The organism is Oscillochloris sp. ZM17-4, assembly GCF_019599295.1.
Classification (GTDB): Bacteria; Chloroflexota; Chloroflexia; order Chloroflexales; family Chloroflexaceae; genus Oscillochloris.
Genome location: NZ_JAIEWN010000011.1, coordinates 18,205 through 42,698, shown reverse-complemented (window position 1 = coordinate 42,698; position 24,494 = coordinate 18,205). Strand labels below are relative to the sequence as shown.

The 24,494-nt window shown below is 68.8% G+C and carries 15 protein-coding genes; 9 read left to right on the top strand and 6 right to left on the bottom strand.

The window, feature by feature from the left end:
- Positions 1-19: 19 nt before the first annotated feature.
- The 4 genes from K2Z83_RS10635 to K2Z83_RS10620 all read left to right on the top strand — a co-directional run bounded on the left by K2Z83_RS10635 (position 20) and on the right by K2Z83_RS10620 (position 5,607).
- The gene (locus K2Z83_RS10635) at positions 20-859 is read left to right on the top strand and encodes an alpha/beta fold hydrolase (RefSeq protein WP_220595161.1); all 840 of its coding nucleotides are present in this window, start codon (positions 20-22) and stop codon (positions 857-859) included.
- 303 nt (positions 860-1,162) lie between these two features.
- Complete coding sequence (locus K2Z83_RS10630; RefSeq protein ID WP_220595160.1) at positions 1,163-2,263, top strand: GAF domain-containing protein; 1,101 nt, start codon at positions 1,163-1,165, stop codon at positions 2,261-2,263.
- Positions 2,264-2,268: 5 nt separating this feature from the next.
- A complete protein-coding gene (locus K2Z83_RS10625; protein ID WP_220595159.1) occupies positions 2,269-3,282 on the top strand; it encodes a BTAD domain-containing protein in 1,014 nt (337 codons plus the stop codon).
- Between the two features lie 213 nt (positions 3,283-3,495).
- The gene (locus K2Z83_RS10620) at positions 3,496-5,607 is read left to right on the top strand and encodes a S8 family peptidase (RefSeq protein ID WP_220595158.1); all 2,112 of its coding nucleotides are present in this window, start codon (positions 3,496-3,498) and stop codon (positions 5,605-5,607) included.
- Positions 5,608-5,683: 76 nt separating this feature from the next.
- Here the strand turns inward: K2Z83_RS10620 and K2Z83_RS10615 are convergent, their stop codons facing one another.
- On the bottom strand, positions 5,684-8,995 hold the full coding sequence (locus tag K2Z83_RS10615; RefSeq protein ID WP_220595157.1) for an adenylate/guanylate cyclase domain-containing protein: 3,312 nt from the start codon (positions 8,993-8,995) through the stop codon (positions 5,684-5,686).
- A gap of 493 nt (positions 8,996-9,488) precedes the next feature.
- Between K2Z83_RS10615 and K2Z83_RS10610 the strand changes: the two genes are divergently transcribed.
- A complete protein-coding gene (locus tag K2Z83_RS10610; protein WP_220595156.1) occupies positions 9,489-10,811 on the top strand; it encodes a J domain-containing protein in 1,323 nt (440 codons plus the stop codon).
- Positions 10,812-10,835: 24 nt separating this feature from the next.
- On the opposite strand, the gene K2Z83_RS10605 is transcribed toward K2Z83_RS10610, so the two are convergent.
- Positions 10,836-14,117: a PAS domain-containing protein gene (locus K2Z83_RS10605; RefSeq protein ID WP_220595155.1), complete on the bottom strand. Its 3,282-nt coding sequence runs from the start codon at positions 14,115-14,117 to the stop codon at positions 10,836-10,838.
- A gap of 573 nt (positions 14,118-14,690) precedes the next feature.
- On the opposite strand from K2Z83_RS10605, the gene K2Z83_RS10600 reads away from it, so the two are divergent.
- Entirely contained in the window at positions 14,691-14,996 is a 306-nt protein-coding gene (locus K2Z83_RS10600) for a hypothetical protein (protein ID WP_220595154.1), read from the top strand.
- On the opposite strand, the gene K2Z83_RS10595 is transcribed toward K2Z83_RS10600, so the two are convergent.
- On the bottom strand, positions 14,980-15,930 hold the full coding sequence (locus K2Z83_RS10595; RefSeq protein ID WP_220595153.1) for a ring-cleaving dioxygenase: 951 nt from the start codon (positions 15,928-15,930) through the stop codon (positions 14,980-14,982). The two genes, K2Z83_RS10600 and K2Z83_RS10595, sit on opposite strands and share 17 nt — an antisense overlap.
- Positions 15,931-16,210: 280 nt before the next feature.
- On the opposite strand from K2Z83_RS10595, the gene K2Z83_RS10590 reads away from it, so the two are divergent.
- Positions 16,211-19,027, top strand: coding sequence for a response regulator (locus tag K2Z83_RS10590; RefSeq protein ID WP_220595152.1), 2,817 nt, complete (start codon positions 16,211-16,213; stop codon positions 19,025-19,027).
- 33 nt (positions 19,028-19,060) lie between these two features.
- Here the strand turns inward: K2Z83_RS10590 and K2Z83_RS10585 are convergent, their stop codons facing one another.
- Both K2Z83_RS10585 and K2Z83_RS10580 read right to left on the bottom strand, forming a co-directional pair.
- Positions 19,061-19,747: an HAD family hydrolase gene (locus K2Z83_RS10585; protein WP_220595151.1), complete on the bottom strand. Its 687-nt coding sequence runs from the start codon at positions 19,745-19,747 to the stop codon at positions 19,061-19,063.
- Between the two features lies 1 nt (position 19,748).
- Positions 19,749-20,132: a response regulator gene (locus tag K2Z83_RS10580; RefSeq protein WP_220595150.1), complete on the bottom strand. Its 384-nt coding sequence runs from the start codon at positions 20,130-20,132 to the stop codon at positions 19,749-19,751.
- Positions 20,133-20,400: 268 nt separating this feature from the next.
- Here K2Z83_RS10580 and K2Z83_RS10575 point away from each other — a divergent pair, with 268 nt between their 5' ends.
- On the top strand, positions 20,401-21,117 hold the full coding sequence (locus tag K2Z83_RS10575; protein WP_220595149.1) for a 2-phosphosulfolactate phosphatase: 717 nt from the start codon (positions 20,401-20,403) through the stop codon (positions 21,115-21,117).
- Here K2Z83_RS10575 and K2Z83_RS10570 read toward each other — a convergent pair.
- Positions 21,114-22,322: a winged helix-turn-helix domain-containing protein gene (locus tag K2Z83_RS10570; protein ID WP_255603742.1), complete on the bottom strand. Its 1,209-nt coding sequence runs from the start codon at positions 22,320-22,322 to the stop codon at positions 21,114-21,116. The genes K2Z83_RS10575 and K2Z83_RS10570 overlap by 4 nt on opposite strands.
- A 349-nt stretch (positions 22,323-22,671) precedes the next feature.
- Here K2Z83_RS10570 and K2Z83_RS10565 point away from each other — a divergent pair.
- The coding region (locus K2Z83_RS10565; protein ID WP_370650137.1) for a hypothetical protein at positions 22,672-24,494 on the top strand (1,823 nt) is incomplete at its 3' end.

Here is a 24,494-nt window from a genome sequence, read left to right as displayed (position 1 = left end):
GTCAATGTGGACATCAACCATGTCATCCAACCTCGACACACAGCTGGCGACCTTTCGGGCGACGCACCGGCCGGTGCGCGCTCGCTTTGCGGGCATCGAGTGGAGCTATATTGTCGGAGGGAGCGGGCCAGATACGCTGCTGCTGCTGCCCGGAGCCCCTGGGATCGCCGAGATGGCCTTCCCCTATATTGTGGCCTTTGAGCGGCATCGCCGCGTGATCGCCCCGAGCTACCCGGCCGATATCGGCTCGCTCGCGCAGCTGCTCGACGGGCTCGACGGCCTGCTCGCGGCCGAGGCCGTCGACGGGCCGATCCACCTGATCGGGGCGTCCTACAGCGGTATGGTGGCGCAGTACCTCGTCTGCCGCCACGCCGGCCGGGTCGCCAGCCTGCTGATCGGCGACACCGGCGTGCCCCGCCCAGATCGGGCGCTGGCGCTGCGGGTCGTGATCGCTGCGATCGCGCAGATGCCGCGCCTGGGCCTCCACGCCACCCTGGCCGCCGTCCTGGCCTACGTGCTCAAGGGCGATACGCCGAGCCACTCATTCTGGCAGCGCTACTTCAAGGGCGTGGTCGCCATCCTCACCGTGCCCGAGTTTGTGAACCGGGTGCGCGTCATGATCGACATGGATCGCCAGGGGCACCTGATCCGCCCGCCCGTCTGCTGGGATGGCCCGACCCTGCTCCTGGAGACCGCCGCCGACCCGCTGTTCTCGTCGGCCGAGCGTGCGGGCCTGCGCGCGCGCTACCCCCACGCCGAGACTCACACCTTCCACAGCCGGGGCCATATCACCGCGCTCACCCGCTTCCGCGAGTACATCACGGTGATGGAGGAGTTTCTCGCGCGGCAGCGGCCGTAGGGCGGCGCGCGCCGCCCTACGGCCGCTGGTAGGGCCGAAGCATTCGCACCCCATGCATGTGCGACACGCAGATTCATCCGGTGCGAATGCTTCGGCCCTACGGTGCCCCCGGCGGGCGGCGTCGCACAGGGTTACTTCTGCGGCATGGTATATTATGGATGATAGTAAGAGTTCATTGGCGTTTCGTGTGATATATACGTCCGCCTCCGTAATGACGGGGTGGCAGATCTGCGGTATGATGACATACTACATCAGGCGTACCCTATGTGCTACGCCCTGTCTCTACAGTGCGGAGGCGTAACCATGCCATCACCGACGGGCCCACTCGTCCCCCTGCTCGGCGCGCTGCTCGTCGCCGAGGGTGTCATCACCCAGGAGCAGATTAACGCCGCGCTGATGATCCAGCAGCAAGACTACCCCGATGAGCGGCTGGGCGAGATCCTGGTGCGCTGCGGCTATGTCTCGCGCAACGATCTTGAGCAGGCGCTCTCCCAACAGCAGGATCTGCGTGAGTCGCTGATGACCATGCTGGACACCTATGAGCCACCGCAGGCAGACATGCGCGCCCTGGTGCTCAGCCACCGCTCCGAGCGAGCCCTGTGCGCCTTCCTGGAGAGCCGCGGCGTCGCCGCCGATGTCGTCTCTGCGCTGCCGACACACAATGGCCAGCCGAGCTACGACCTGCTCCTGATCGCCTCCGGCGACGACGCGCACCTGAGCACTGGCGTATCAGCGGCGGCCACCGTCGGCCTGCTCCCCCCGAGCGCAGCCGATGAGCACCTGTCGCCCTACACGGCGGCCCTGGCGACATGCTACGTCGATCAGGCCCGGACCAACGCGAAGCTGCGCAGCTCGGTCGAGCAGCTGCGGCATAACGACTTCGCGATGCAAACCGTCGCCACCCTGATCCGCAGCGTCACCAAGGCGGCGACCGCGCAGGACGCGCTGCTCAAGCTGATGATGATCGTCCGCGACCTGATCTCTGTGGAGGCGGGGACTCTGTTTCGCCTCGACCCCTCAGATAATCGACTCGTCTTCGAGGTGGTCCTCGGGCCCTTCCAGAATGAGCTGAGCCAGCGTCGGCTGTCGCTCGACCGCGGCATCGCCGGGTGGGTCGCGCGCGAGGGCGAGTCCCTGCTGATCCCCGATGTGCGCCAGGACTCGCGCTTCGAGGCGACGTTTGACAAGCAGACCGGCTTCCAGACAAAGTCGATGCTCTGTGTCCCGCTCGTCGCCCTCGGCCAGGTTCGCGGCGTGCTCCAGCTGATCAACAAGATGGACGGCGAGTTCACCGAGAGCGATCTCTCGCTGCTGCGGATCACCGCCGCCGTGGGCGGCATGCTGCTGCTCTTCGAGGCCCTGGCCTCGGTGTCATCGCCAAGCTGGCTCGGCGATCTCTTCTAGCCGCTATGGGCAACCCGACGGCCCTCTATCTCCCGCTGCTCACCAACGCCGACCCGGCGGTTCGCCGCCAGGTCGGCGTCATTCTCCTTGCGACCTACGGCGAGCGCGGAATCACCTACCTGCGCCGCCTGCTCGACGACCCCGACCCCGAGGTGTGCCGGCAGGCCCGCGCCGCGCTGCTGTCGCTCGCCGAGACGAGCGGGCTGCATATTGCGCTTGAGCCGTTTCGCGGAATCTACGTGCGCTGCCTCGGCGAGCTCCAGGTCTTCGTCCACGGACGTGAGGTGCAGCCGCAGGACTGGTCTCAGGCCGAGAGCGGGCGGGCCGGGGGCCGTAAGGTGCAGGGGATCTTCGCCTACCTCGTCCACTGCGGGCGCCGGGGCAGCAGCCGGGCCGATCTGGCCGAGGCGGTCTGGGGCGGCAGCGTGAGCGCCGCCAGCTTCTCGCGCACCATCGGCGCCCTCCGCCAGATGCTCACGCAGCTCGGGTCGCCCGAGTTTGCCGTGCAGGCCCTTATCGTTGATCGCGATCACTGTGCCCTGAGCCCCGGAACCTATCTGTGCGACGCCGACCACTTCGAGCGCACCTATGATCTGGCAACCCAGCGCGAGGAGCAGTCCGGCATCGTGGAGGCGGCCGCCCTCTACCACCAGGTGATCGCCCTCTACGATGGCCCGTACATGCAGGCCATCCCACGCGCGAGCGACTGGGGCGCCGAGCGGCGGATGATGATCGACAACAGCTTTGTGATCGCCGCCGAGCGCCTGGCCAGCCACGCATGGGAGCAGGGCAACGATCGGCAGTGCGTCCTCTTCTGCCGCAGGGCGCTCGAGATCGACCCGACGGCCGACGATGTGGTCGCCATGCTGCTCCGCGCCTATGATCACCTCGGCCTGCGAATCGACATTGAGGACACCTACCGGCGCTACATTGAGCGATCCGGCGTGGACCCGGGCTGCGAGCGGGAGGATGCCGCCGTCGCAGCCTACATCGCCATCGGCGAGGCTGCCCAACTCTGATCCCTGTTGCAAACTCACCTCCCAGTGGGGGTGCGGGGGCGGCTTCGCCGCCCAAACCCAATACAAAACCGGGTCTGGGGGCTGCGCCCCAGAGCTTTGCACCAGCCCTGCCGTCGCTACCGAAAGATCACCGAAACCCCCTCTTTATACTAGCTCCAGAGGTGTCGTGGACACATGACGACACTACTGAGCTAGCTGGAGAGGAGCATTCTCATGAACCGCACCCATCTATCCACTGCGTTCTCACTATTCGCGGCTCTGGTGCTGCTCACCTGCAGCTCGCCCGCAACCCCGAATGCTGCCGCCGCCGCCGCCTATGTCGACCCCGCGCTCGCAGCGCAGACTGTCGGCCAGGTCAGCGTCATCGTGAGCGGCAGCAATGTCGCTCAGGCCGTCGAGGCGGCCGGCGGAACCGTAACCGATGACCTGTGGCTGATCGACGCGGTGGCCGCAGATGTCCCGGCCTCGGCAGTGCGCGCGCTGGCCAGCGCCCCGGGGATCGTCTCGGTGGTGCTGAACTATGGCGTCACATCCTCGGACTGGGATGGCTGGGTGACAGACCTGCCCCTGCCGAGCGTGTGGGACGGTCGCCCTGACGTGCAGGCCACATCCGACCCGAAGGTCTGGAATGTCGTGAACCCGGTGCCGATCGATATCGGCGCGGACACGCTGCATAGCACGCTGCTGCGCTCCGGCAAGCCGATCCGTGGCGATGGCGTGACGGTCGCCCTGGTTGACTCGGGTATCTACTTTGACAAGCAGGTGCGCGCCACCCTCGGGAGTGTCGTGGCGAAGCAGTTCGTCGGCCAGGCCGACTTTGTCGATGACACCTGCGCCACCGTCACCAAGCAGCGTGGTAAGACGGAGCTGGTAGGCACCCAGGGCAATGGCTACTGCTGGCTGAGCCACACCAACACCGCCGACGGCTACGGCCACGGCACCGCCGTCGCCAGCATCATCTGGAACAACTTCACCGACAGCAACACGGGCGTCACCCTCGGCGTCGCGCCGGCGGCCGACATCCTCAGCGTGCGCGTCCTCGGGGACGATGGCACGGGCACCTATGCGACGGTGATCAAGGGCATCCAGTACGTGGTGAAGAACAGCAACCGCTACGGCGTGAAGGTGCTGAACCTCTCGATCAGCGCGTCCGTGTCGGTCCCCTACTTCGTCGACCCGCTGAACCGGGCCGTCGAGCAGGCCTGGGCGCGCGACATCGTCGTCATCGCGGCGGCCGGCAACAACGGCTCGGCCCCGGGCAGCGTCACCGTGCCGGGGAACGACCCCTACGTGATCACGGTCGGCGCGGTCGATGAGCACCGCACGCCGGGCTACTGGGCCGACGACACGATCCCCGACTGGTCGGCGGCTGGCCCCACCGGCGATGGCTTCGTCAAGCCCGATATCATCGCCCCTGGCGTGAACATCATCACCTTTATGTACAAGGACCCGCAGGACCCGACGCAATCCCAGCAGATCGTGCAGATCCACCCGGACAGCGCCGTCACCACGAGCCTGTTCCGGATGAGCGGCACGAGCATGTCGGCCGCGGTGGCCTCGGGTGTGGCCGCGCTGACCTTGCAGGCCAACCCCAAGCTCACGCCGGATCAGGTCAAGTACCGCCTGATGGCCTCGGCCCGCCCGGCGGTCGTGGGCGAACCGGCCGAGCTGGTCTACCCAGTCTTCCGGCAGGGCATGGGCCGGATCTGGGCCCCCGACGCGGTTCTGGGCACGTTCAAGTCGAAGGATGCCGCCAATGCTGGCATGAATATCAAGGCTGACCTTAAGCACGGCTTCCTGTCGGATCGCGATCTGACCTTCCACTACCAGGGCCCGGTGCATATGGCGCAGAGCGATGACGGGACGGCGCAGCTGTACTACATCGGCTTTGCCGATGGCCGCTCCCTCGGCCTGGGCGCCTGGTCCGGACAGGACGGCTGGCTGAACGAGGAGATTCTGGCGAGCCGCAAGCTGGTCTGGGTGATCGGCGGCGCGCCCCTCGGCGACTCGGACCTGGCATGGGTGGGCGGCACGCCCCTGTCCACCGACGCCACAGTAGACGCGAGCCGCAAGCTGGTCTGGGTGATCAGCCGCATGATCTGGGACGGCGAGGCGACCTGGCTGGACGGCGAGCTGAGCGGGCAGGCGGTGACCTCGATTGAGCCAAGCCGGCGGCTGGTCTGGGTGATCGGTCGCACCGAGTGGGACGGCGGCACGACCTGGGCCGATGCGGTGATCGAGCCGAGCCGGCGGCTGGTCTGGGTGATCACGATGGATCCGAACGCGGCCACGATCACAACGACGAGCTGGGTGCAGACGCCGTAGCGATGGTGTAGCTTGAGGTATGCCTAACGCAGCGCGCGAGCGGGAGACTCTCCCGCTCGCGCGCTGCGTTGCTGAGTCACACATATTCGCCGAGGGCGGCGCGAGCGCGGCCAAGGTCGTAGGATGCCCCAAGCCGCGCGAACTCCTGGGCCGCCTCGGTGAGGATGGCGCGCGAGTCCTCGACCTGAGGGTCGAGCGTGCCGAGCGACAGCAGGCTGAGGGCGAGCTGGTAGTGATCGCCGCGCTGACGGCAGCGGGCGATGCTCTCGCGCAGCAGCGCGCCGGCCTGATCGGATGCGCCTTGGAGCGCGCAGATCTCGCCCAGGCTACGCAGCGCCTCCGACTCCAGCTCAGCCAGGCTGGCCGCACGCGCCGCCGCCAGGCCCTCCTCAGCCAGAGCTCGCCCGCCGGGCACATCGCCGCTGCGGGCGATCAGCAGGGCGCAGAGCAGGTGAAACTGGATCGTCTCATCCTCGCCGACCGCATCCATATGGGTGGCGGCGTTATCCAGGTAGCGCCTCGCCTCGCCCAGGTGGTTATGGAGAAGCGCCAGGTGGCCAAGGCCCAGGTCGGCGCGCACGACGCCGAGCTCCTCCCCCAGCCGCTCGCTGATCGCCCGGCTCTCGACAAAATCCTGGGCGGCGCGGTCATGGTCGCCGAGCGCCATACGGGTGTGCCCAAGGTTCGCGAGGGTCAGCGCCTGATCCGGCATATAGCCGATCTGGCGCCGCAGATGAAGCGCCTGCGCGAGGCTCTCAACTGCCTGCCCCCAGCGGCCCTGGGCGTAGTAGAGGCTCCCCAGGTTATCATAGGCGGCGGCGGTTCCAGGGGCGTAGCCGATCTCCTGGTAGATCGCCAGGCTGCGCTCGACATAGCTGACAGCCTCGCCGAGACGGTCGCGCTCGTAGTAGACGCCCGCGAGGATGCGGTAAAGGCTGGCGAGAATGATCTGGTCGGTCTCAGGGCCCGTCTCGTGTACGGCGGACTCGGCCAGGGCCAGGGCGGCATCGATCTGCCCCTGGCGCAGGTAGACCGAGGCGAGCCTGTAGGTGAGCAGGCGCCACGCCGGGCTACGGTCTGCGGGGCCGAGGAGCATCAGGCCGGACTGGATCGTATCAGCTGCGGTGTCGAGCTGCCCCTCGCGGGTACGCACATCGGCCAGCTCGCCGAGGACGGCGACGCTGCTCGCGCGCCACATGTCAGGCGGCAGGCCGCCCACAAGCAGCCGCTCGCGGGCCTCTTCCAGGGCCGTGCTGGCCTCGGCGAAGCCGCCGAGGTACTTCAGAGAGCGGCCGAGCCCGATGCGCGCGCGGACGGCCTGCTCGCCGTGGCCCGCCGGGTACTGCTCGATCAGCGTGATCGCCTGCCGGTAGAGCTGTGCGGCCGTGGCGCTGGCGAAGCGCCGCTCGCCGCGCTCGGCCGACTCGATCTGGTAGGAGATCGCGAGCTGTGGCGTGGCGCTCTCGGCGTACTGGTGCGCCAGGACATCGCTCCGCTCATCGGGCTCCCAGCAGCTCTCGGCCACCACCGCCTCTGCGATCAGCGTGTGCATCTGGCGGCGGTCACGGCGCAGCATCGTCTCGTACACCGCGTCCTGGACGAGGGCATTCTGGAGCGCGTAGCCCGGCTCCGCGCGCACGACGCGGGTCACGAAGCTACGATCTTCGAGATCGCGGAGTCGCTCGCCCGTGAGCTGCACCGCACCCCCATCGAGCCGGGCCAGCAGCCGCAGGGGCGCCGCACGGCCGATCGCCGCCATGCGCTGGAGGGTGAGCCGCAGATCGATCGGCAGCCGGTCGAAGCGGGCCAGGATCAGGTCGCGCAGGCTGGGGGGCACGCTGCCGAGGAGATCGCCGACATGGGGGGCGATCTCCCAGCCGCCCGCGCCGAGCGTGAGCCCGCCCTGCTCGATCAGCATACGGATAAGCTCTTCGATATAGAACGGGTTGCCCGTCGCGCGCTCAACGATCTGCAGGGCCAGGCCGGTATCAGATCCGGGCGGGCGCTGGAGCAGCTCGCCGATCATGGCGAGCCCCTCTGTCTCGCTGAGGGCGTTCAGGTGAACCTCGCAGATCTGCGACTCCACGTCGGCGATGAGGCTGTGCGCCAGCGCGATCTCGGAGGCGCGCAGGATCATGACCAGGCACAGCGGCGCCTCGTGGGTGGTCTCCAGGACGTAGCGCAGCAGCTCGCGCGAGGGGTCGTCGGCCCAGTGGAGGTCGTCGCAGATGAGCACCAGCGGGGCGGTGCGCGCCTCCGCGAGCAGAGCCAGACGAAAGGCGGTCTGCGTCTGGAGCTGGAGCATGCTCGGCTCAAGGTCGGCCAGGCGGGTCGTCTCGGAGTGGAGCTCGACCTCGCCCATGGCGTGGCGCAGGTAGGGCAGGATGTCGGCCGGGGAGAGCCCCTGGCGCTGGAGGAAGGCGCTCTGTCGCTCGTCGCGCACGTCGGGCGGGTCGGCCGGCCCGACACCGATCAAGTCGCGCAGCAGCTCGCCGGCCAGCCAGAGTGGCGTGTTGCGGGTGTGTGAGCGACACGTCGCCTGGATGCAGCGGATGGGGAGATCATCGAGCCTGCGGCGCAGCTCGGCCACGAGGCGGCTCTTCCCGACGCCGGCATCGCCGGAGATCAGGGCGGCCCGCCGCCGATGGTCGTCGCAGATCGCGCCAATATGGGACTGCAGCCGATCCAGGTCGGCGGCGCGGCCGATCAGGGGCGCGCGCAGCCCGGCGATCCCGCGGAGCGACCCGGGCTGCGCGGCCGGGCCGAGGGGCCGGTAGGTCTGGAGCGGCTCGCTCACGCCCTTCACGTAGAGCGGCGGCATCGGCTGGAAGCTGAACAGGGGCGCGGTGCGGGCGTAGGTGCTGGCGCTCACCAGGACGGTGCCCGGCTCGGCGGCCTTCTCCAGGCGCGCCGCCAGGTTTACGCTATCGCCGAGCACCGTGTACTCGCCGTGGCGCTCGCCGCCGATCATGCCGGCCACCAGCGGCCCGCTGTTCAGCCCGATCCGCACCTGGAAGGTGGCGCCACGCTCCTTGGCCAGCCGGGCGCGCAGGGGCGCCAGGGCCTGCTGCATCTCCAGGGCCGCGCGCACCGCGCGCTCCGGGTCGTCCTCGTGGGTGGTGGGGACGCCGAACAGGGCCATCAGCCCGTCGCCGGTGAACTTGTCGATCGTGCCCTCGTAGCGGTCGACCACCGCCGCCAGCAGGCGCATCGTCTCGTCCATCCACGCGAAGACCTGCTCGCTGTCCATGGTGTGCGAGGCCGCGGTGAAGTTCGTCACATCGACGAACATCACCGTCGCCTCGCGCTGCTCGCTGGCGAGGTCGGCGCCGGGCAGGGTGTCAAGGCGCACGCCGCAGTAGCCGCAGTAGCGGTGGTCGTCGGGCACATGCTCGCTGCATGACGGGCACTGGCGCATGGTGATGCTCGCTCGTGCGGTTACAGGTTGGCGATTGTAGATTGAGCGCAGCGCATCCAGGTGTGATCGGCCCTCTGCTCCACGTCCAAAATGCTGCCTGACACTGCACGATACGGTATGGCGTGGATCACCAAGGTTCAGATATGCACTATAGCACTCGGCGCTACGGCTGAGAATAGGCCTGGGCTCGGCGGCTCGCGCAGCGCGGGCCTCACAGTATAAACGGAGAAATCGGGGCGGCTGCGCTGCATCCGCGCCGAGGGTGTGACGTATGTTCTTGCAGCGTATCCCGGGGCGGGCGGCTGAAGCCGCGTCGCCAGGGCGCTGCGCGCCGGGCGTCGGCCTACGTATTCGCGCTAACTATTTTTTGTGTCTCTGCGTGGAATTATACCGCGCCGGGGCGAGACGCGCGCGGGGGCTATGCTATAATGCCAGGGTTATGCGGTGGACGCGGGGGCTAGAGATGGACGACTTTGCGCAGCTCGACTACTACGAGCTCTTAGACATACGCCGCAGCGCCTCGGCCGATGAGATCAAGCAGGCCTACCGCCAGCAGATGCGGCGCTATCACCCGGACCGGGTCGCCGGCGCCTCGCCCGAGGAGCAGGCCTACGCGAGCCGGCGGGCGCTGCAGATCAACGCGGCATACCAGGCGCTGAGCGATTTTAGCGCGCGGGCGGCCTATAACCGCAGCCTGGGCGGCGGGGCGTCCTCCCCACCCAGCCCGCATCCGATGCCGCAGAAGCCGCGAGATCACCAGGCGGAGCTGTATGATCGCGCCCGTGAGCACCTCGATGCCGGGCGCGCGCTCCAGGCCGTCGCCACGCTGCGCGAGCTCCAGCAGCTGAACCCCTTCTACCGCGACAGCGCCGCGCTGCTGGCCCAGGCTGAGTCGATGACGCCCCGTAAGCCGCCGCCGCCGCCCGCGCCGCCCGTGCCCGACCGCAGCCGGCGCGCCCTGCTGCTCGGCGGCGTGGGCGGCGTGCTGCTCGCCGCCGTCGGCGGAGTCGCCTGGTGGCTGCGGCGCGACACGGCCGCCGCCTCGCCCTCCGCCGCGCCCACGGCGGCGAGCGCGTCAGACCCCACGAGCGCCGCCGTCATCGCCGCCGCCGCGCCCACGGCGACGCCTGCGCCGCCGACGGCCGCCCCCACCAGCCCGCCGCCGACAGCCGCCCCCACCAGCCCGCCGCCGACGGCTATACCCACCGCCGCACCCACGGCGACGCCAGAGCCGCTGGCCGAGGACGGCCGGCTGGTCTACGCCGAGGAGTTCCGCGGCGACGCCTGGCCGACGACCTCCGGCAGCGGCTGGAGCGTCGCCAGCGGCGGCGGGGCCTACACGATCACGACCGCCCCCGGGCTCGGCAATATCTGGGCCTACCGCACCAGCCCCGCCGGCGAGGATATCTTGCTGGGGGTGGATGTGGCGGTGAGCGGCGGCGAGGCCGGGCTTGTGCTGCGCTTCAGCGACGCCGGTAGCTACCTGGCCTTCCTCGTCAGCCCCGCTGAGCGTAGCTTCCGCCTGGAGCAGCGCGTGGCCGGCCGGGTGGCCTCCGTGATCAGCGAGCGCAATCTGGCGGTTCTCTCCGGCGTCGACGCCAGCAACCGGCTGGTCGCCCGCCTTGAGGGCGACCAGATCGAGCTGCGGGTCAACGGGCGGCAGGTGGCGGATCTCACCCTCGCGGCGCCGCCACCCACCTCGCAGTACGGGATGCTAGCCGTGGCCGGCGCCGGCCCGGTCGAGGCGACGTTCACCAAGCTCAGCCTGCGGGCAATCGCACCGTAGGGACGCAGCGCGCTGTGTCCCTACTCACACGCCCATGGGCTCCTCGCCCACGCGTGTCGGCGACAGCACCGCCCCGATTGCTGCGATCAGGGCGCGCATGCTGACTGGCTTCGCGAGGTAGGCGTTCGCCCCGGCCGCCAGGCAGCGCTCGCGATCACCGGGCATTGTGAGCGCCGTCAGCGCGATGATCGGCACCGTCACGAGGGCGGGGTCGGCCCGGATGTGCCGGATCGCCTCCAGCCCATCCATCCCCGGCATCTGGATGTCGAGCACCGCCACATCGGGGTGCGCTTCCCGCACGAGGGACACCGCCTCGCCGCCCGTGCGCCCGACGGCGACCTGGCATCCCCGCGCGGTGAGCAGGCCGCGGTAGAAGGTCAGGGTGGGCTCGTGATCGTCGACGAGCACCACCTTCGGCGGCTGAGCCCATACGTCAGGCACCGCCGCCGCCGCCGCCGCCGCCGCCGCTGCCGCGTGGGTGGCCTGTGGTGCGGCATTATCGCCCTCCGACCAGGGCATGTTGACCGTAAAGCGGCAGCCGTGGCCGAGGGTGCTCTCCATGCAGATGCTGCCGCCGTGCAGATCGACCAGCCGGCGCACCAGTGCCAGGCCCAGCCCCACCCCGCTGTACTGCCGTGAGAGCTGCCCGTCTACCTGGGTGAAGGGCTCAAAGAGCCGGGCGTAGTCGGACTCGGCGATGCCGATGCCCGTGTCCCACACCACGAACTGGATCTGCGCCTGCCCCGCGTCGGCCAGCACATCGAGTCCAGTCATCCCCCCCGCCGGGGTAAACTTCACCGCGTTGTCAAGCAAGTTCACCAGGATCTGGGTCAGCCGGCGCTCGTCCGCGATCAGCCCCTCCACCCCATGCTCAACGCTGCGCCGCATGCGAACGCCCTTCCGCTGCGCGGCGTCCTGCACATACTGCAGCGCCGCCTGGCAGAGGGTGTCCACATCGATCGGCTGGTGATAGAGTGTCTCATGGCCGGCCTCGATGCGGGCGAGATCCATGATGTCGGAGAGGATCGCCAGCAGGTGCCGCCCGCTCTGGATAAGCGTGCCGAGGGCCTGGCGCTGCTCGGGGCTGATTGGCCCGTAGAGGTCGTGCTCCATCGCCTCGCTGATCCCCAGCATCACCGAGAGCGGCGTGCGCAGCTCGTGGCTCATCATGGCGAGGAACTCGTCCTTAAGCCGCAGCGCGCGGGTGAGCTCGGCGTTGGTGCGGCTGAGGGTCTCGGTGTGCGCCTGCAAGGCTATCTCAGTCTGCTTGCGCTGGGTGATGTCTTGCCCCGTCATGACTCCCAGGATGAGAGTGCCGTGCTCGTCGTAGACCGGCGTTCCATTGAGGGCGAGCCATCGCTCGATACCCTGATCGGCAGATCGCAGGCACAGCTCAAGGCTCACAAACGACTCGCCGCGAAGCAGCCGATCCTCCGGCCAGCTGCCGCTGGGCAGGAACTGGCCCTGCGCGTTGTAGCGGCTCAGCTGGACTGCGCCGTGCAGATCCGCCATCTCTGGGTAGTCGCGGTCACTTGTCAGGTCGGCAAGGCGGAGGCCGGCCGCATTAATCAGCGCGATGGCCCCATCTGGCTGAATGGCCATCACCCCCTCGTGCATCGTGCTCACAATCGCCGCGAGCTGCTGGCGCTCATACTCCAGGGCGCGGGCGGAATCCCGCTCTGCGGTGATGTCTGCGAACATCGTGTAGACCTGCGATGGCGTCGTCTCCCCAGGCCGGAACTGCGGTACAGCCTGGATGCTCAGCCAGCGATGGCCAGCGGACGTGGGGAGCGTGACGCAGAGCACCACATCGCGCACCGCATGTCCGGTGCGCAGCGCGACAAAGCAGGGGAGCTCCTCTTTGGGGAAGGGTGTCCCATCCTCGTAGAAGGCCTCCCAGCCTGGATCGAGGACCGAGTGACTCTGGATCCGGCTGAGATCCAGGCCCAGGATGCGCACCGCCGCCGGGTTGGCCGCGATCACCCGCCCTTCGCTATCTTGGTAGATCACCCCCTGGGCCATGGTCTTGAACAGGCTGCGATAGTGCGCCTCGCTCGCGCTGCGCGCGTCCTCGGCCTGCTTGAGCGCGGTGATATCTGTGGTGGCGATCACTGCCCGCCAGTCGGGCAGATCGACCGGCACCGCGCTGACGCTGGCCCAGCGCACCTCGCCCGTCTCGATGCGGAATCCATTCTCAACAACCGTCACGGACTGGCGCTCACGGAACACCCGCGAGCGGGCGAGCTCCTCCATCGGCCTGGTCGTCCCATCAGGCCGGAAGTACTCGCGCATCAGGTGCGCCCCCTGAAGCAGACCGGTGCGATCCATGCGCATGATCCGCTCCATGGCCGGGTTCACGTAGATGAGCTGTTCCTCCGCATCAAAGATGGAGATGCCGACAGGGAGGATGTCGATCAGCGTGCGCAGCTTCTGCTCGCTGGCCCGCAGCGCCGCCTCGTCGCGCCGCTGCTGAGAGAGGTCGATGATCATCACCCCGACGCCGACCGTTTTGCCCGCCGGGCGGGAAGCGACGGGGAACAGATTGATCTGCCAATCACGGGCGATCACGTCGAGCGGCGCGGGCAGGTTTTCCAGCTCCAGATCGCGCACCGCCGCGCCGGTGGCGAGCACCTGGCGCATGAGCGGCTCTAGCTGCTGGGCCGTATAGGGGATCACCTCTGCCGGCGTGCGCCCGAGGTGGTCGGCGGGCGTCAGCTGGTTGATCGCGGCCATCGCGGGGTTGACGATCTGGTAGCGTAGCTCGTGATCCAGGTAGGCGATCCCCATCGGCGCACTGGAGACGAACGCGTTGAGCTGAGCGAGGGCGACCGCCGCGGCCTGGTGTGCGGCCTGCGCATCCGCCTGAAGCTGCTGCTCCGCGCTGATGTCACGGGTCACGCCGACCACACGCACCGGCTGGCCGCTGGCGTCGAGCTGCGCCAGCCCGCGCAGCTCAAGCCAGCACAGGTCGCCCTCCGGCGTCGCTATGCGCAGCTGGAGCAGCTCAGGCGCGCTGCCCCGCAGAGTCGCCTCCAGCGCCCGCTCAACCAGCGGCAGATCGGGGGGGTAGATCTTCGCGCGCAGATCGTCGATGGTGTGCGCCAGATAGCTCTGGGGTATGCCAAACGAGCGCGTGACGTGTGCGGAGTAGGTCAGCGCGCCGGTGGCAACATCCCACTCCCAGGCGATCAGCCCGGCGGCGTCGAGGGCGAGTTCCAGCCGCTCCTCGCTGGCGCTGAGCGCGGCCCGCAGGCGCGCATTCTCGGCGCGCAGCTGCTCCAGAGCCTCGGGGGTTGAGGAATCCATAGGAGACCCCTTTCTGGGCCAAGACAAGATTGTAGATTGCAGATTGCAGATTTGGTGCAGTAGAATGCCATTCACGGCATCAAATTGTAAAGCAACCTGAAACCTTGTCCAAAACGCAATACCGCAGCGATGCGGTCTGTGTGCGCCATGCACCACCGGAGTATAGGCTATCAGGAGATCTGATTATATCAGTTGTACAGAGGTGTTTCGCACAGTTGCCATTCCGAGCGCGCAAGGAATCTTAACGGAGATGTACAACCCCCAACTCCCAACCCCCGCCCTAGTCGATCGGCTTGAGGTTGGCCAGGATCGCCGCGCGCTGCGGCTATAGGAAGGGCGCCAGGCCCGCAGGGCCACGTCATTGTGGTACCGCCCGGCTAGAATCTGCGAATGCCGCCTGCGCGGCATTCCAAAGCCCACGCAGGTGGGCTTCGCCAAGCACGAGCCCGCGACGTCAGTCGCCGGGCGAGCGGATGCGGGAACAATGACGTGGCCCTGCCATGCCCGCCCTTGCGTTGACACGCGGCCCCCGGCGGCTATGATTGCGCCAGCGCATACAGATCGGGAGTACCTATGCCAGCCACTATCAACCTCCAGATCGCCCTGGCCACGCTCGGCCCGCTGCTGCGCCGGCAGCCGGCCATGGTCATCGCCGACAACCTGGAGAGCATTCTGCCCGCCGGCGCCGCCCCGCTGGACGCGGGCGGGCGGGCCGAGCTGTGGACGACCCTGCCCAGCCCCTGTCCCTCAGGAGATCTAGGGGCTACCGAACGTCTGGGCGATTGCGGATGCGGCGCATGGCGTTGGGGTGGCCTTTGGCCCTCACCCCCCAGCCCCCAGCCCCCAACCCCCAACCCCCAGCCTAATCGATTGGCTTGAGGTTCGCCAGGATGGCCGCGCGCTGCGGCTCCAGGAAGGGCGCCAGCACGATCTTCTCGCCCAGCGTCGCCTCGTCCTCGTCCACCGCGAAGCCCGGGCCGTCGCTGGCGATCTCGAACAGGATGCCGTTCGGCTCGCGGAAGTAGAGGCTGCGGAACCAGTAGCGGTCGACCTTGCCGCTGTTGGGGATGCCCAGGGCCTGCAGCCGCTCGGCCCAGGCGTCGTACTCCTCGAAGCTCGGCGTGCGCAGGGCGACGTGGTGGACGCCGCCGGCGCCGGGCTGGGCCACCGGCAGGCTGGGCTGCACGGCCACGTGGATCTCGGCGTGCGCGCCGCCCGGCCCCATCTCGTAGACGTGGACGGTGTGCTGCGGGTTCTCCAGGTGCGGGTAGGTGCGTGCCGGGCGCATGCTCAACACCTGCTGGAGCACGCTGTCGGTCGGCGCGAGGTTGGGCACGCTGAGCGTGATCGGCCCCAGGCCGCGTACCTGGAAGGCCGCCGGCACCGGGCTGCGCTCCCAGGGGTGGGCCTCGCCCGCGCCGCCGTCGTCCACCAGGGCCAGGCGCTGGCCCTCCGGGTCCGTGAAGTCCAGGGTCAGCCGGCCGTCGCGCTCGGCGAGCTGGCCCGTCTCGACGCCCTGCGCGCGCAGGTGCTGGTCCCACCAGACCAGCGCCTCGCCGCCGGCGACCCGCAGCGCGGTGCGGGTGATCGCGCGCATGCCGCGCCGCTCGCGCGGCACCGCCCAGTCGAAGAAGGTCAGGTCGGTGCCGGGGCTGCCCTTGGCGTCGGCGTAGAACAGGTGGTAGGCCCGCACGTCGTCCTGGTTCACGCTGCGCTTGACTAGGCGCATGCCCAGCGTCTGCGTATAGAATCGGTGGTTCTCGCGGATCTGCGCGGAGACCGCCGTCAGATGATGGATTCCTGTCAGCTCCATGGTGATCCTCCCTGGCTCGTGGTGGCTGTGGCGTTGTTCCACAGGAATAGTTTAGAACTAAACTATTGCAATGTCAAGCATGCGGCACGCCCCAGACCTTTGTATCAGCCCTGGCATGTGTAGCAGAGCTACCCCCAACCCCCCGCCTGGCGGCGACGTTGCATCAGCCCTGCGAGAAGTGACGAATCTGTTACATAAAGAGCGCTACATGTTGCGTACTTACTACCTCACATGATATACACTAGAGACGAATGAAAAGCCGCTGACTATCAATAAGACTATGCAGAGTTTCAGCGCACGGTTCGAAGAGTTGCGCCAGAGCTACGTTGTCCAGCTCGCCGAGAAAGCTGCTCAGATGGCCGACGACTGGAAGAAGGTCGAGGCCGGGGCGGCGCATCCGGCGACCCTTGCTGGCATCCAACAGGTAGCACATAATCTTGCGGGCACGGGGAGCACCTTCGGATTCCCGCAGGTGAGCGCCACCGCGCACGGGATCGAGGCGGCCCTACGCCAGATCATGGGCGGCGACGGCGGCGACATGCTGCGCGTCAAGGTGCGCGACCTTATCCACAGCCTTCAGCAGATCGTCGCTGGCGTCGTAGACCCTGCACCCGCCGGGGATATGCCGTCGGCCCCCGCCACAGCCGCGGTGGCGCATATCTACTTCCTCTGCACCGATGCCGATGAGGGCACGTCCATCGCCGCCCAGGTGGCCAATTTCGGCTACGAGACGCACGTCTTCAGCCATATCGACGAGCTACAGGCCACCGCGCAGGCCGCCACGCCCGACGCCCTCGTCCTCGATATCGCCTTCCTGGAGCACGCCGACATCCGGGACTCCATCGACCGGCTGCGCCATCTGCAGGCCGTGCCGGTGCCGCTGATTGTAATCGCGTCGCACGGCGACTTTGCTGCCCGCCTCCACGCCGTGCGGTCCGGCGGGAACGCCTACTTCACGCGCCCGATCGATGTCGGCACTCTGGTCGACCAGCTCGACAGGCTCACCGAGCACCGGCGATCTGATCCGTACCACGTCTTGATCGTGGACGACTCGCGGCTTGTGGCCGACACCTACGCCATATTCCTGAGCGCCTCCGGCATCCACACCACGGTCATCACCGACCCCACCGTCGTCAGCGAGAAGCTCCATGATCTCAAGCCCGACCTTATCCTGATGGATATGTATATGCCGGGCTGCGAGGGCCGCGAGCTGGCCGCTGTCTTGCGGCAGCAGCCTGAGCTGCACAGCATCCCGATCGTCTACCTCTCGGCTGAGATGGATCGGGGCACGCAGCTTGCCGCGATGGACGAGGGCGGCGACGACTTCCTCACCAAGCCGATCAACCCGGGCCACCTCGTGGCCGCGGTGACGAGCCGTATCCGCCGCGCTCGGGTGATGCGCAGCCAGATGCTGCGCGATAGCCTGACCGGCCTCTTCAACCATAGCGTCACCGAAGATATGCTGGCCCGCGAGGTCTCCCGCGCCCGCCGGAATAAACGCCCGTTCTCGATGGGGCTGCTCGACCTCGATCACTTTAAGCAGGTGAATGACCGCTACGGCCACGCCGCCGGCGACCGGGTGCTGAAGAGTCTGGCACGCCTGCTCCAGCAGCGCCTGCGTATATCGGATCTGATCGGGCGCTATGGTGGCGAGGAGTTTGTGGTGCTCATGCCCGAGACTGATGAGCAGGGCGCCTTCAATGTGCTCGACGCGATCCGCGAGCGGTTCGCCCAGGTGCGCCACCGCTCCGGCGATGCCGAGTTCAGCGTCACGCTCTCCGGCGGGGTGTCCAGCCTCCAGTCCTCCGATGACGCCACGACCCTGAGTGAGAGCGCCGACACCGCGCTCTACCAGGCCAAGCATCACGGGCGCGACCAGATCGTGCTCGCCACCCGCAACTTGCTCCGCAACGACGTGACCTTCGGGCAGGCGCCGGCCACCGTGATCGAATCAACGATGATCCTTGGGGTCCAGGCGCATGTGCTGGTTGTCGATGATGACCCGTATGTGCGCGATATGCTGAAGCACTGGCTCGGCTCGGCGAACTACGATGTTCAGTTCGCCTCGCTCGGCCGCGAGGCCCTGACCATGGTGCCGAAGATGAACCCTGACCTGGTGCTGCTCGATGTGCTGATGCCCGATGTCGATGGCCTTGAGGTGCTCGACCTCCTGCGCTCCAGCGGCTGCGATGCAGCCGTGGTGCTCACGACAGCCTACGGCTCCGAGCGAATCGCCGTAAACGCCATGCGCCGGGGCGCCGACGACTACCTGCGCAAGCCGATCCAGGCCGAGGAGCTCCAGACGGTGCTCAATCGCAACCTGGAGCGCCTGCGCCTGCGCCGACAGAACAGCGCGCTCCAGCACCAGCTAGAGGAGCAGCGCCAGAAGCTCGACCTGGAGCTCGCCCGCGCCGGGCGCGTCCAGATGGACTTGCTGCCCCGCCAGATGCCGCGCCTGCCCGGGTTCACCCTCGCGGCCCGCTGTATCCCCTCAAGCCTGGTGGGCGGCGACTTCTACGACTGGCACAGCCCCGGCCCTGGCCTGCTCAACCTGACCTTCGGCGATGTGATGGGCAAGGGCATGCCGGCCGCCCTGCTGATGACGACGGTGCGCGCGGTGATGCGCTCGGTGGGCCGGCAGACGCCGCCCCTGGTGAACCTGCGCTACGCCCTCACCGCCCTCGACTCGGACCTGAACAATGCGCGGGCCTTCGTGACGATGTTCCACGCCCAGCTGGATCTCGTCTCGCGGCGGCTCTCGTTCATCGACGCCGGCCACGGCCTCGTCTTTGTCCGGCGGGCCGGCGGCGGCGTCGAGACTCTCAGCCCGCGCGGGGTGCCCCTGGGGGTGCCATCCCGCGAGCCCTACGCCCAGGGCGAGGTGCAGCTGAACCCGGGCGACGCGCTGATCCTCTTCAGCGACGGGCTGCTCGACACGTGGCCTGCCCTGGCCGACAACCACTTGATCCTGGCCGAGTTGCTCAGCGACGATGTCCAGGCCCCGGCGATGGTCGAGCGCATCCTGGCCCTGCCGGCCCTGGTCGGCTCGGTGATCGACGACCTGACGGTGGTGGCCCTGTCCTGCACCGCCGAGTAGCTGCGGCGCAGGACGGCTGCACGAGCGAGAGCATCAGCCCAAGATAGCGGCCAGCGCGGCGTCGGTGTCGCCCAGGTCGGACAGCAATGCGTCGGGGCCGTGGGCGGCCAGGTCTTCCCGGCTATACGGCCCTGTGGCGACGGCCACGGTGCGGGCGCCGTTGGCCTTGCCGCAGGCGATATCGTTGGGCGTGTCGCCGACGATGATGATCTGCTGGCCGGCGAAGGCCCGCCCGTAGCGCCCGGCGGCGCGCCTGGCGGCGATCGGCACCAGGGCCGCGCGGTCGTAGTGGTCGTCCCCGTAGGCCCCCGCCTCCAGGTCGAGCAGGTGCAGCAGGCCGGTACACTCCAGCTTGATCCGCGCCGCCGCCGCGATATTGCCGGTGAGCGGAGCCTGTCGCGCCGTGGCCCGCAGGGCCTCCAGCAGCGCCGACACGCCGGGGAAGACCTGCGAGCGCTCGCGCAGGGCCGCGCGCTGGAGCTCAAGCCCGGCGCCATAGGCCGCCGCGAACTCGTGGAGCCGCTCGGCCACCCCGTCGCCGCCCAGGCTCGGGAAGCTCTCGCGGATGATCAGCCAGTCCGTCTTGCCCGCGTAGGAGGTGCGTTCCATCGAGGCCGAGGGGCCGACCACCTGGCGCATCGCCGCGCGCATCGCCTCGGCCGCGATCCCGTCCGTCGTCAGCAGCGTCCCGTCCACATCCCAGAGTATCAGCCGGTCCATGCTAGATCCCCACAGCCTGCGCGTTGTCCGGGGCCACGAAGCGCCGCACCATACGCGTCAGATCATCAAGGTCGATCGGCTTGGCCAGAAAGGCGTCAAAGCCCGCCTCCATCGTGCGCGCCCGCTCCTCCTCGCCAAGCCCGCTCACCGCGATCGCCGGGCGGCGCCCGCCATCGGGCAGTGTCCGCAGGGAGGCCAGGATCTCCGGGCCGTCCTGGTCGGGCAGGCGCATGTCGATCAGGTAGAGCTGAAAGCTCTCGCGCCGGGCTATGTCGATGGCCTCCGCTCCCTCGCCAACCACCACCACCTCGTAGCCCTGGATCTCCAGGTAGTGGCTGATCACCTGCTGCATCAGCGGGTTGTCGTCTACGAATAGGATCCGCATCGCGTGCGCCTCCCCGCTGAACCGTATGCCTGCCCGGATTATACCTGACTCGGCGTATTGGTGGTAGCCGGCGGATTCGCCGCCAGGGCTTCTGCAACATCCTGCGCTTCGCCCCATGCGCATCAACTTTAGGGCTGCCGCCCTAAAAACCGACGTTGTTTTGGCCAACATGGCCAGCTTCGCTGGCCATGTTGGCCAAAACAACAAGAGATGACGTGCTATAACGTATCCGTGGGAGATGCCCTCGTATGCGGAGGAGCGACCTACGATGGAGATCGTCCAGACAACCCTGGCCCGCTGCGGCGGAAGCCGAGGCGCCGTGGTCGTGATCGATGTGCTGCGCTCGTTCTCGACCGCCGCCTACGCCTTCGCCGCCGGCGCGCGCCAGATCTACCTGGCGGAGTCGCCGGAGGACGCATTCCAGCTGCGCGAGCGCCTGCCCGGCGCGCTCACCATGGGCGGGGTCGGCGGCGGCGGGGCGATCCCCGGCTTCGACCTCGACAACGCGCCGTCGCGGGTGCCCGGCCACGACCTGGCCGGCAAGACGCTGATCCACTGCACCGCCGCCGGCATCAAGGGGCTGCTGCGCTGCGCCGCGGCCGACCCGCTGCTCGCCGGCAGCCTCGTCTGCGCCGCCGCCACCGCGCGCCTGCTGCTGCGCCTGCGCCCCGCCCACGTGACGCTGGTGGTGACGGGGGACTGGTCCGACCGCGACGGGGACGAGGACCGGGCCTGCGCCGACTATCTGGCGGCGCTGCTGCGCGGGCAGACGCCCGACCCGCGCCTGTTTGCGGCGCGGGTCGCCGCCTCCGACTTCGGGCGGCGCTTCGGCTCCCCCGCGTACCCGGCGCTGCCGGCCGCCGATGTCGCCTACGCCGCCGCCGTCGACCGCTTCGACTTCGCGATGCCGGTGCGCCGCGAGGCCGATCGGATGCTGCTGGAGCCGATCAGCCCGGATACGATGGCCCGCTGGCGCGCGGATTAGCCCAGCGCCCGCTGGAGCGCCCCCGCCAGCTCCGGCGGGTCGCTTTTCCCCACGATCACCTCGGGGGTGCCGTGCCAGGCCGCGCAGCCGCGCAGGGCGCCGGCCAGCCCGGCCACCAGCTCGTCGTCGGGCTGCACCCCCGGCTCCAGGTGGACGGCCTTGACCTCGAAGATGCCCTCGGCGCGGTGGGCCTTCGGGTCGAGCCGGCCGACCAGCCGCCCGCGGTGCAGGATGGGCAGGGTGAAGTAGCCGTAGGCCCGCTTGGCCGCCGGGGTGTAGACCTCGATCCGGTAGAAGAAGCCGAACAGCTCGTGCGCCCGCTCCCGGTCCCAGACAACCGGGTCGAAGGGCGAGAGCAGGGTGGTGACGGTCGGCGTCAGCGCGCCGGCCGCCGCCTGCTCCAGCAGGCCCAGGTTGTCGGGGTGGACGAGCGCCGGCTCGCCCCAGCCCTCCACCTCGACCGACAGGAGCGCGCCCGCCTCGGCCAGCTTTGCCAGCTCGGCCATGCAGGCGCGCTTATCCTTCTGGCGGTAGTAGTCGTGTACCCAGCGGGCCGGGGCGACGCCGAGGGCGCGCACGCCGCGCAGCAGCAGCTCGCGGCGCACCGCGTCGGCGCCCGGCGTGTCGGCGTCGTCCCAGCCGGGCAGCACGCGCTCGCTGAGGTCGTAGACCCGGTGGAAGCGCTCGCGACGGGCGATCATCAGGTGGCCCAGGTCGAACAGGCACTCCAGGGCCGTCTTGGCGGGCTTGTGGTCCCACCAGCCGCCGCCGCCGCCCTTGCCGTCGAAGTCGGCGACGCGCAGCGGCCCCTCGGCGCGCACCCGCGCGAGGGCGGCCTCGGTCGCCTCGGGGTGGGCGCGCGCCCACTGGTAGGCCGAGTCCTGCTCGACGCGCTGGCTGAGCATGCGCCGGCGGAAGAGCCGGTAGTCCTCGACCGGCAGGAAGCAGGCGGCGTGGGCCCAGTACTCGAAGAGCGCGCCCTCGGCGAGCAGTTCGTCGAGCCAGGCCGGCTCGTACTGGCCCAGGCGCGCCCAGAGCACCAGGTAGGGGCTGCGGGCCACGATGTGGATGGTGTCGATCTGTAGCGCGCCCATGCGCCGGATGGCGGCCAGCACGTCGGCCTTGCCCGCCGGCGCCCCCGGCGGCGTCAGCAGGCCCTGGGCGGCGAGCAGCATGTGGCGAGCGGCTTCGGGGGTGATCTTCATAGTGGGGGTTGGGGGTTGGGTATCACATACCTCCATCATACCAGCATTACCTGACAGAATCGGCCCGCTTTGCGGGCGGGCGCCCGCCGCGTAGGGCATGTGCAACGTCCTGCGCGCCCCCCCGGCTGGCGACTGACGTCGCGCCGGGGGGGCGCGCTGCGCCGGGCGTCGGCCTGCGCCGACGCCGGATCCGCCCACAAGGTGGGCGGTCGGCCGCAGGCCCCCGCGACGCGGCTTCAGCCGCCAGCGACGTTGCACATGCCATGCTCCCCCGCGCCCCTCCCTTTACATCATCCCGCCCGGCGGATATACTCTCTGATCAGAAATCGCCGCAGTATCAGGATAGTCCATGTCTGCCTCCCAGCTCCCCCTGGCCCTCGCGCAGCGCCACTATAACCGTCAGCTCTTCGCCGACCGCTACCTCGACGAGACGCTGCCCCGGCGCGATGCCTGGCTCGACTTGGCCGATGAGGCCGCCCCCGCCCTCGCGCGGGTCCGCGCGCTCCTCGCCGCCTTCACCCCCTCGGCCAATGAGGCGCAGACGGAGTATGAGCTGGTGCGCCCGCTGCTGGAGCTGCTCGGCCACGCCTTCGAGGTTCAGGCGAGCCTGCACACCCCCGCCGGCACCAAGAAGCCCGACTATGTCTTCTACCAGGATCACGCCGCGCTCCTGGCGAATAAGGGCCGCGCGCTGCGTGAGGCCGACCTCGGCGCGGCCTTCGCCGTCGGCGACGCGAAGTACTGGGGGCGCCGGCTCGATGTGTCCGGTGCCGGCGAGCTCGATGAGATCAGCCGCGTCCCCGCCCGCCAGATCGCCTTCTATATGCTGCATAGCGGCGTGGCCTGGGGCATCCTCACCAACGGCCGGCGCTGGCGTCTCTACCATAGGGACACCGCCCGCCGCGAGGAGATCTTCTATGAGGTGGACCTTCAGGAGCTGGCGGACTCCAACGAGCCCGAGGCCTTCCTCTACTTCTACGCCTTCTTCCGCCGCGCCGCCTTCGCCCCGGCGCTGGGCGATGCGCTCACCCTCGACGGCATGCTCCGCGAGAGCGTGGACTACGCCCGCGGGGTGTCTGAGTCGCTCAAGGCCCAGGTCTTCGACGCGCTGCGCCACCTGGCCCAGGGCTTCCTCGACTATGGCCGCAATGGGCTGCATCTTGGCGTCGGTACGGGCGCAGCAGCGCCCGCAGAAGGTCCAGATGCGCGGGCCACATCCACGGACGCTGCTGCGCTCCTCCACGTCATCTATACGAACAGCCTGATTGTGCTCTACCGGCTGCTCTTTGTGCTCTACGCCGAGGCCCGCGAGCTGCTGCCGCTGCGCGAGAGCCTGGCCTACCGCGATGACTATAGCCTCTACGCGCTGGCCCGCGATGTCGCCCGGCGCATCGATAGCGGCATGACTCTGCTGGTCGATACGGGCCGCACCTGGGCCAGGCTGCGCGACCTGTTCGAGATCATTAACCGCGGCAGCCCGCCGCTCAAGGTCGCCACCTTTAACGGCGGCCTGTTCGACCCGCAGCGCCACCCCTTCCTCGACCGCTACACCGTGGGCGACGCCCAGCTCCAGCTGGCTCTCGATAAGCTGGCCCGCGTGGTCAGCGCGCAGACCGGCCTGCGCGAGTTTATCGACTACCGCGACCTGGCCGAGCGCCACCTGGGCACGATCTATGAGGGGCTGCTGGAGTATCACCTGGAGAAGGATGAGGGCGGAAGGATGAAGGATGAAGGCAGCGCAGCAGGCGCAGACTCTTCATCCTTCATCCCTCATCCTTCATCCCTCATCCTCGTCAACGACAAGGGCGAGCGCCACCGCACCGGCTCCTACTACACGCCCGACTTTGTGGTCCAGTACATCGTTGAGCAGACCCTGCGCCCCGTCCTGGATGCGGCGGTGGCCGGCGCGGCCACGGACGCCGAGCGGATCGCGGCGGTGCTCGGCGTCAACTGCGTCGACCCGGCCATGGGCAGCGGACACTTCCCGGTCGCGGCGATGGAGTTCATCGCCCGCTACCTGGTGGAGATTGGGGTGACGCCGCCGGACGAGCTGGGCGACGACTCCGACCTGGCCTACTGGAAGCGCCGGGTGGCCCAGAGCTGTATCTACGGGGTCGATCTGAACCCGCTGGCGGTGGACCTGGCCAAGCTCTCGCTCTGGCTGGCCACCGC

Bases quoted from the DNA above. Each gene is read 5' to 3' on its own strand.
- K2Z83_RS10575 (WP_220595149.1), top strand. From the start codon at position 20,401: ATGGAGATCGTCCAGACAACCCTGGCCCGCTGCGGCGGAAGCCGAGGC.
- K2Z83_RS10585 (WP_220595151.1), bottom strand. From the start codon at position 19,747: ATGGACCGGCTGATACTCTGGGATGTGGACGGGACGCTGCTGACGACG.
- K2Z83_RS10580 (WP_220595150.1), bottom strand. From the start codon at position 20,132: ATGCGGATCCTATTCGTAGACGACAACCCGCTGATGCAGCAGGTGATC.
- K2Z83_RS10625 (WP_220595159.1), top strand. From the start codon at position 2,269: ATGGGCAACCCGACGGCCCTCTATCTCCCGCTGCTCACCAACGCCGAC.
- K2Z83_RS10600 (WP_220595154.1), top strand. From the start codon at position 14,691: ATGCCAGCCACTATCAACCTCCAGATCGCCCTGGCCACGCTCGGCCCG.
- K2Z83_RS10635 (WP_220595161.1), top strand. From the start codon at position 20: ATGTCATCCAACCTCGACACACAGCTGGCGACCTTTCGGGCGACGCAC.
- K2Z83_RS10610 (WP_220595156.1), top strand. From the start codon at position 9,489: ATGGACGACTTTGCGCAGCTCGACTACTACGAGCTCTTAGACATACGC.
- K2Z83_RS10570 (WP_255603742.1), bottom strand. From the start codon at position 22,322: ATGAAGATCACCCCCGAAGCCGCTCGCCACATGCTGCTCGCCGCCCAG.
- K2Z83_RS10630 (WP_220595160.1), top strand. From the start codon at position 1,163: ATGCCATCACCGACGGGCCCACTCGTCCCCCTGCTCGGCGCGCTGCTC.
- K2Z83_RS10620 (WP_220595158.1), top strand. From the start codon at position 3,496: ATGAACCGCACCCATCTATCCACTGCGTTCTCACTATTCGCGGCTCTG.
- K2Z83_RS10605 (WP_220595155.1), bottom strand. From the start codon at position 14,117: ATGGATTCCTCAACCCCCGAGGCTCTGGAGCAGCTGCGCGCCGAGAAT.
- K2Z83_RS10595 (WP_220595153.1), bottom strand. From the start codon at position 15,930: ATGGAGCTGACAGGAATCCATCATCTGACGGCGGTCTCCGCGCAGATC.
- K2Z83_RS10590 (WP_220595152.1), top strand. From the start codon at position 16,211: ATGCAGAGTTTCAGCGCACGGTTCGAAGAGTTGCGCCAGAGCTACGTT.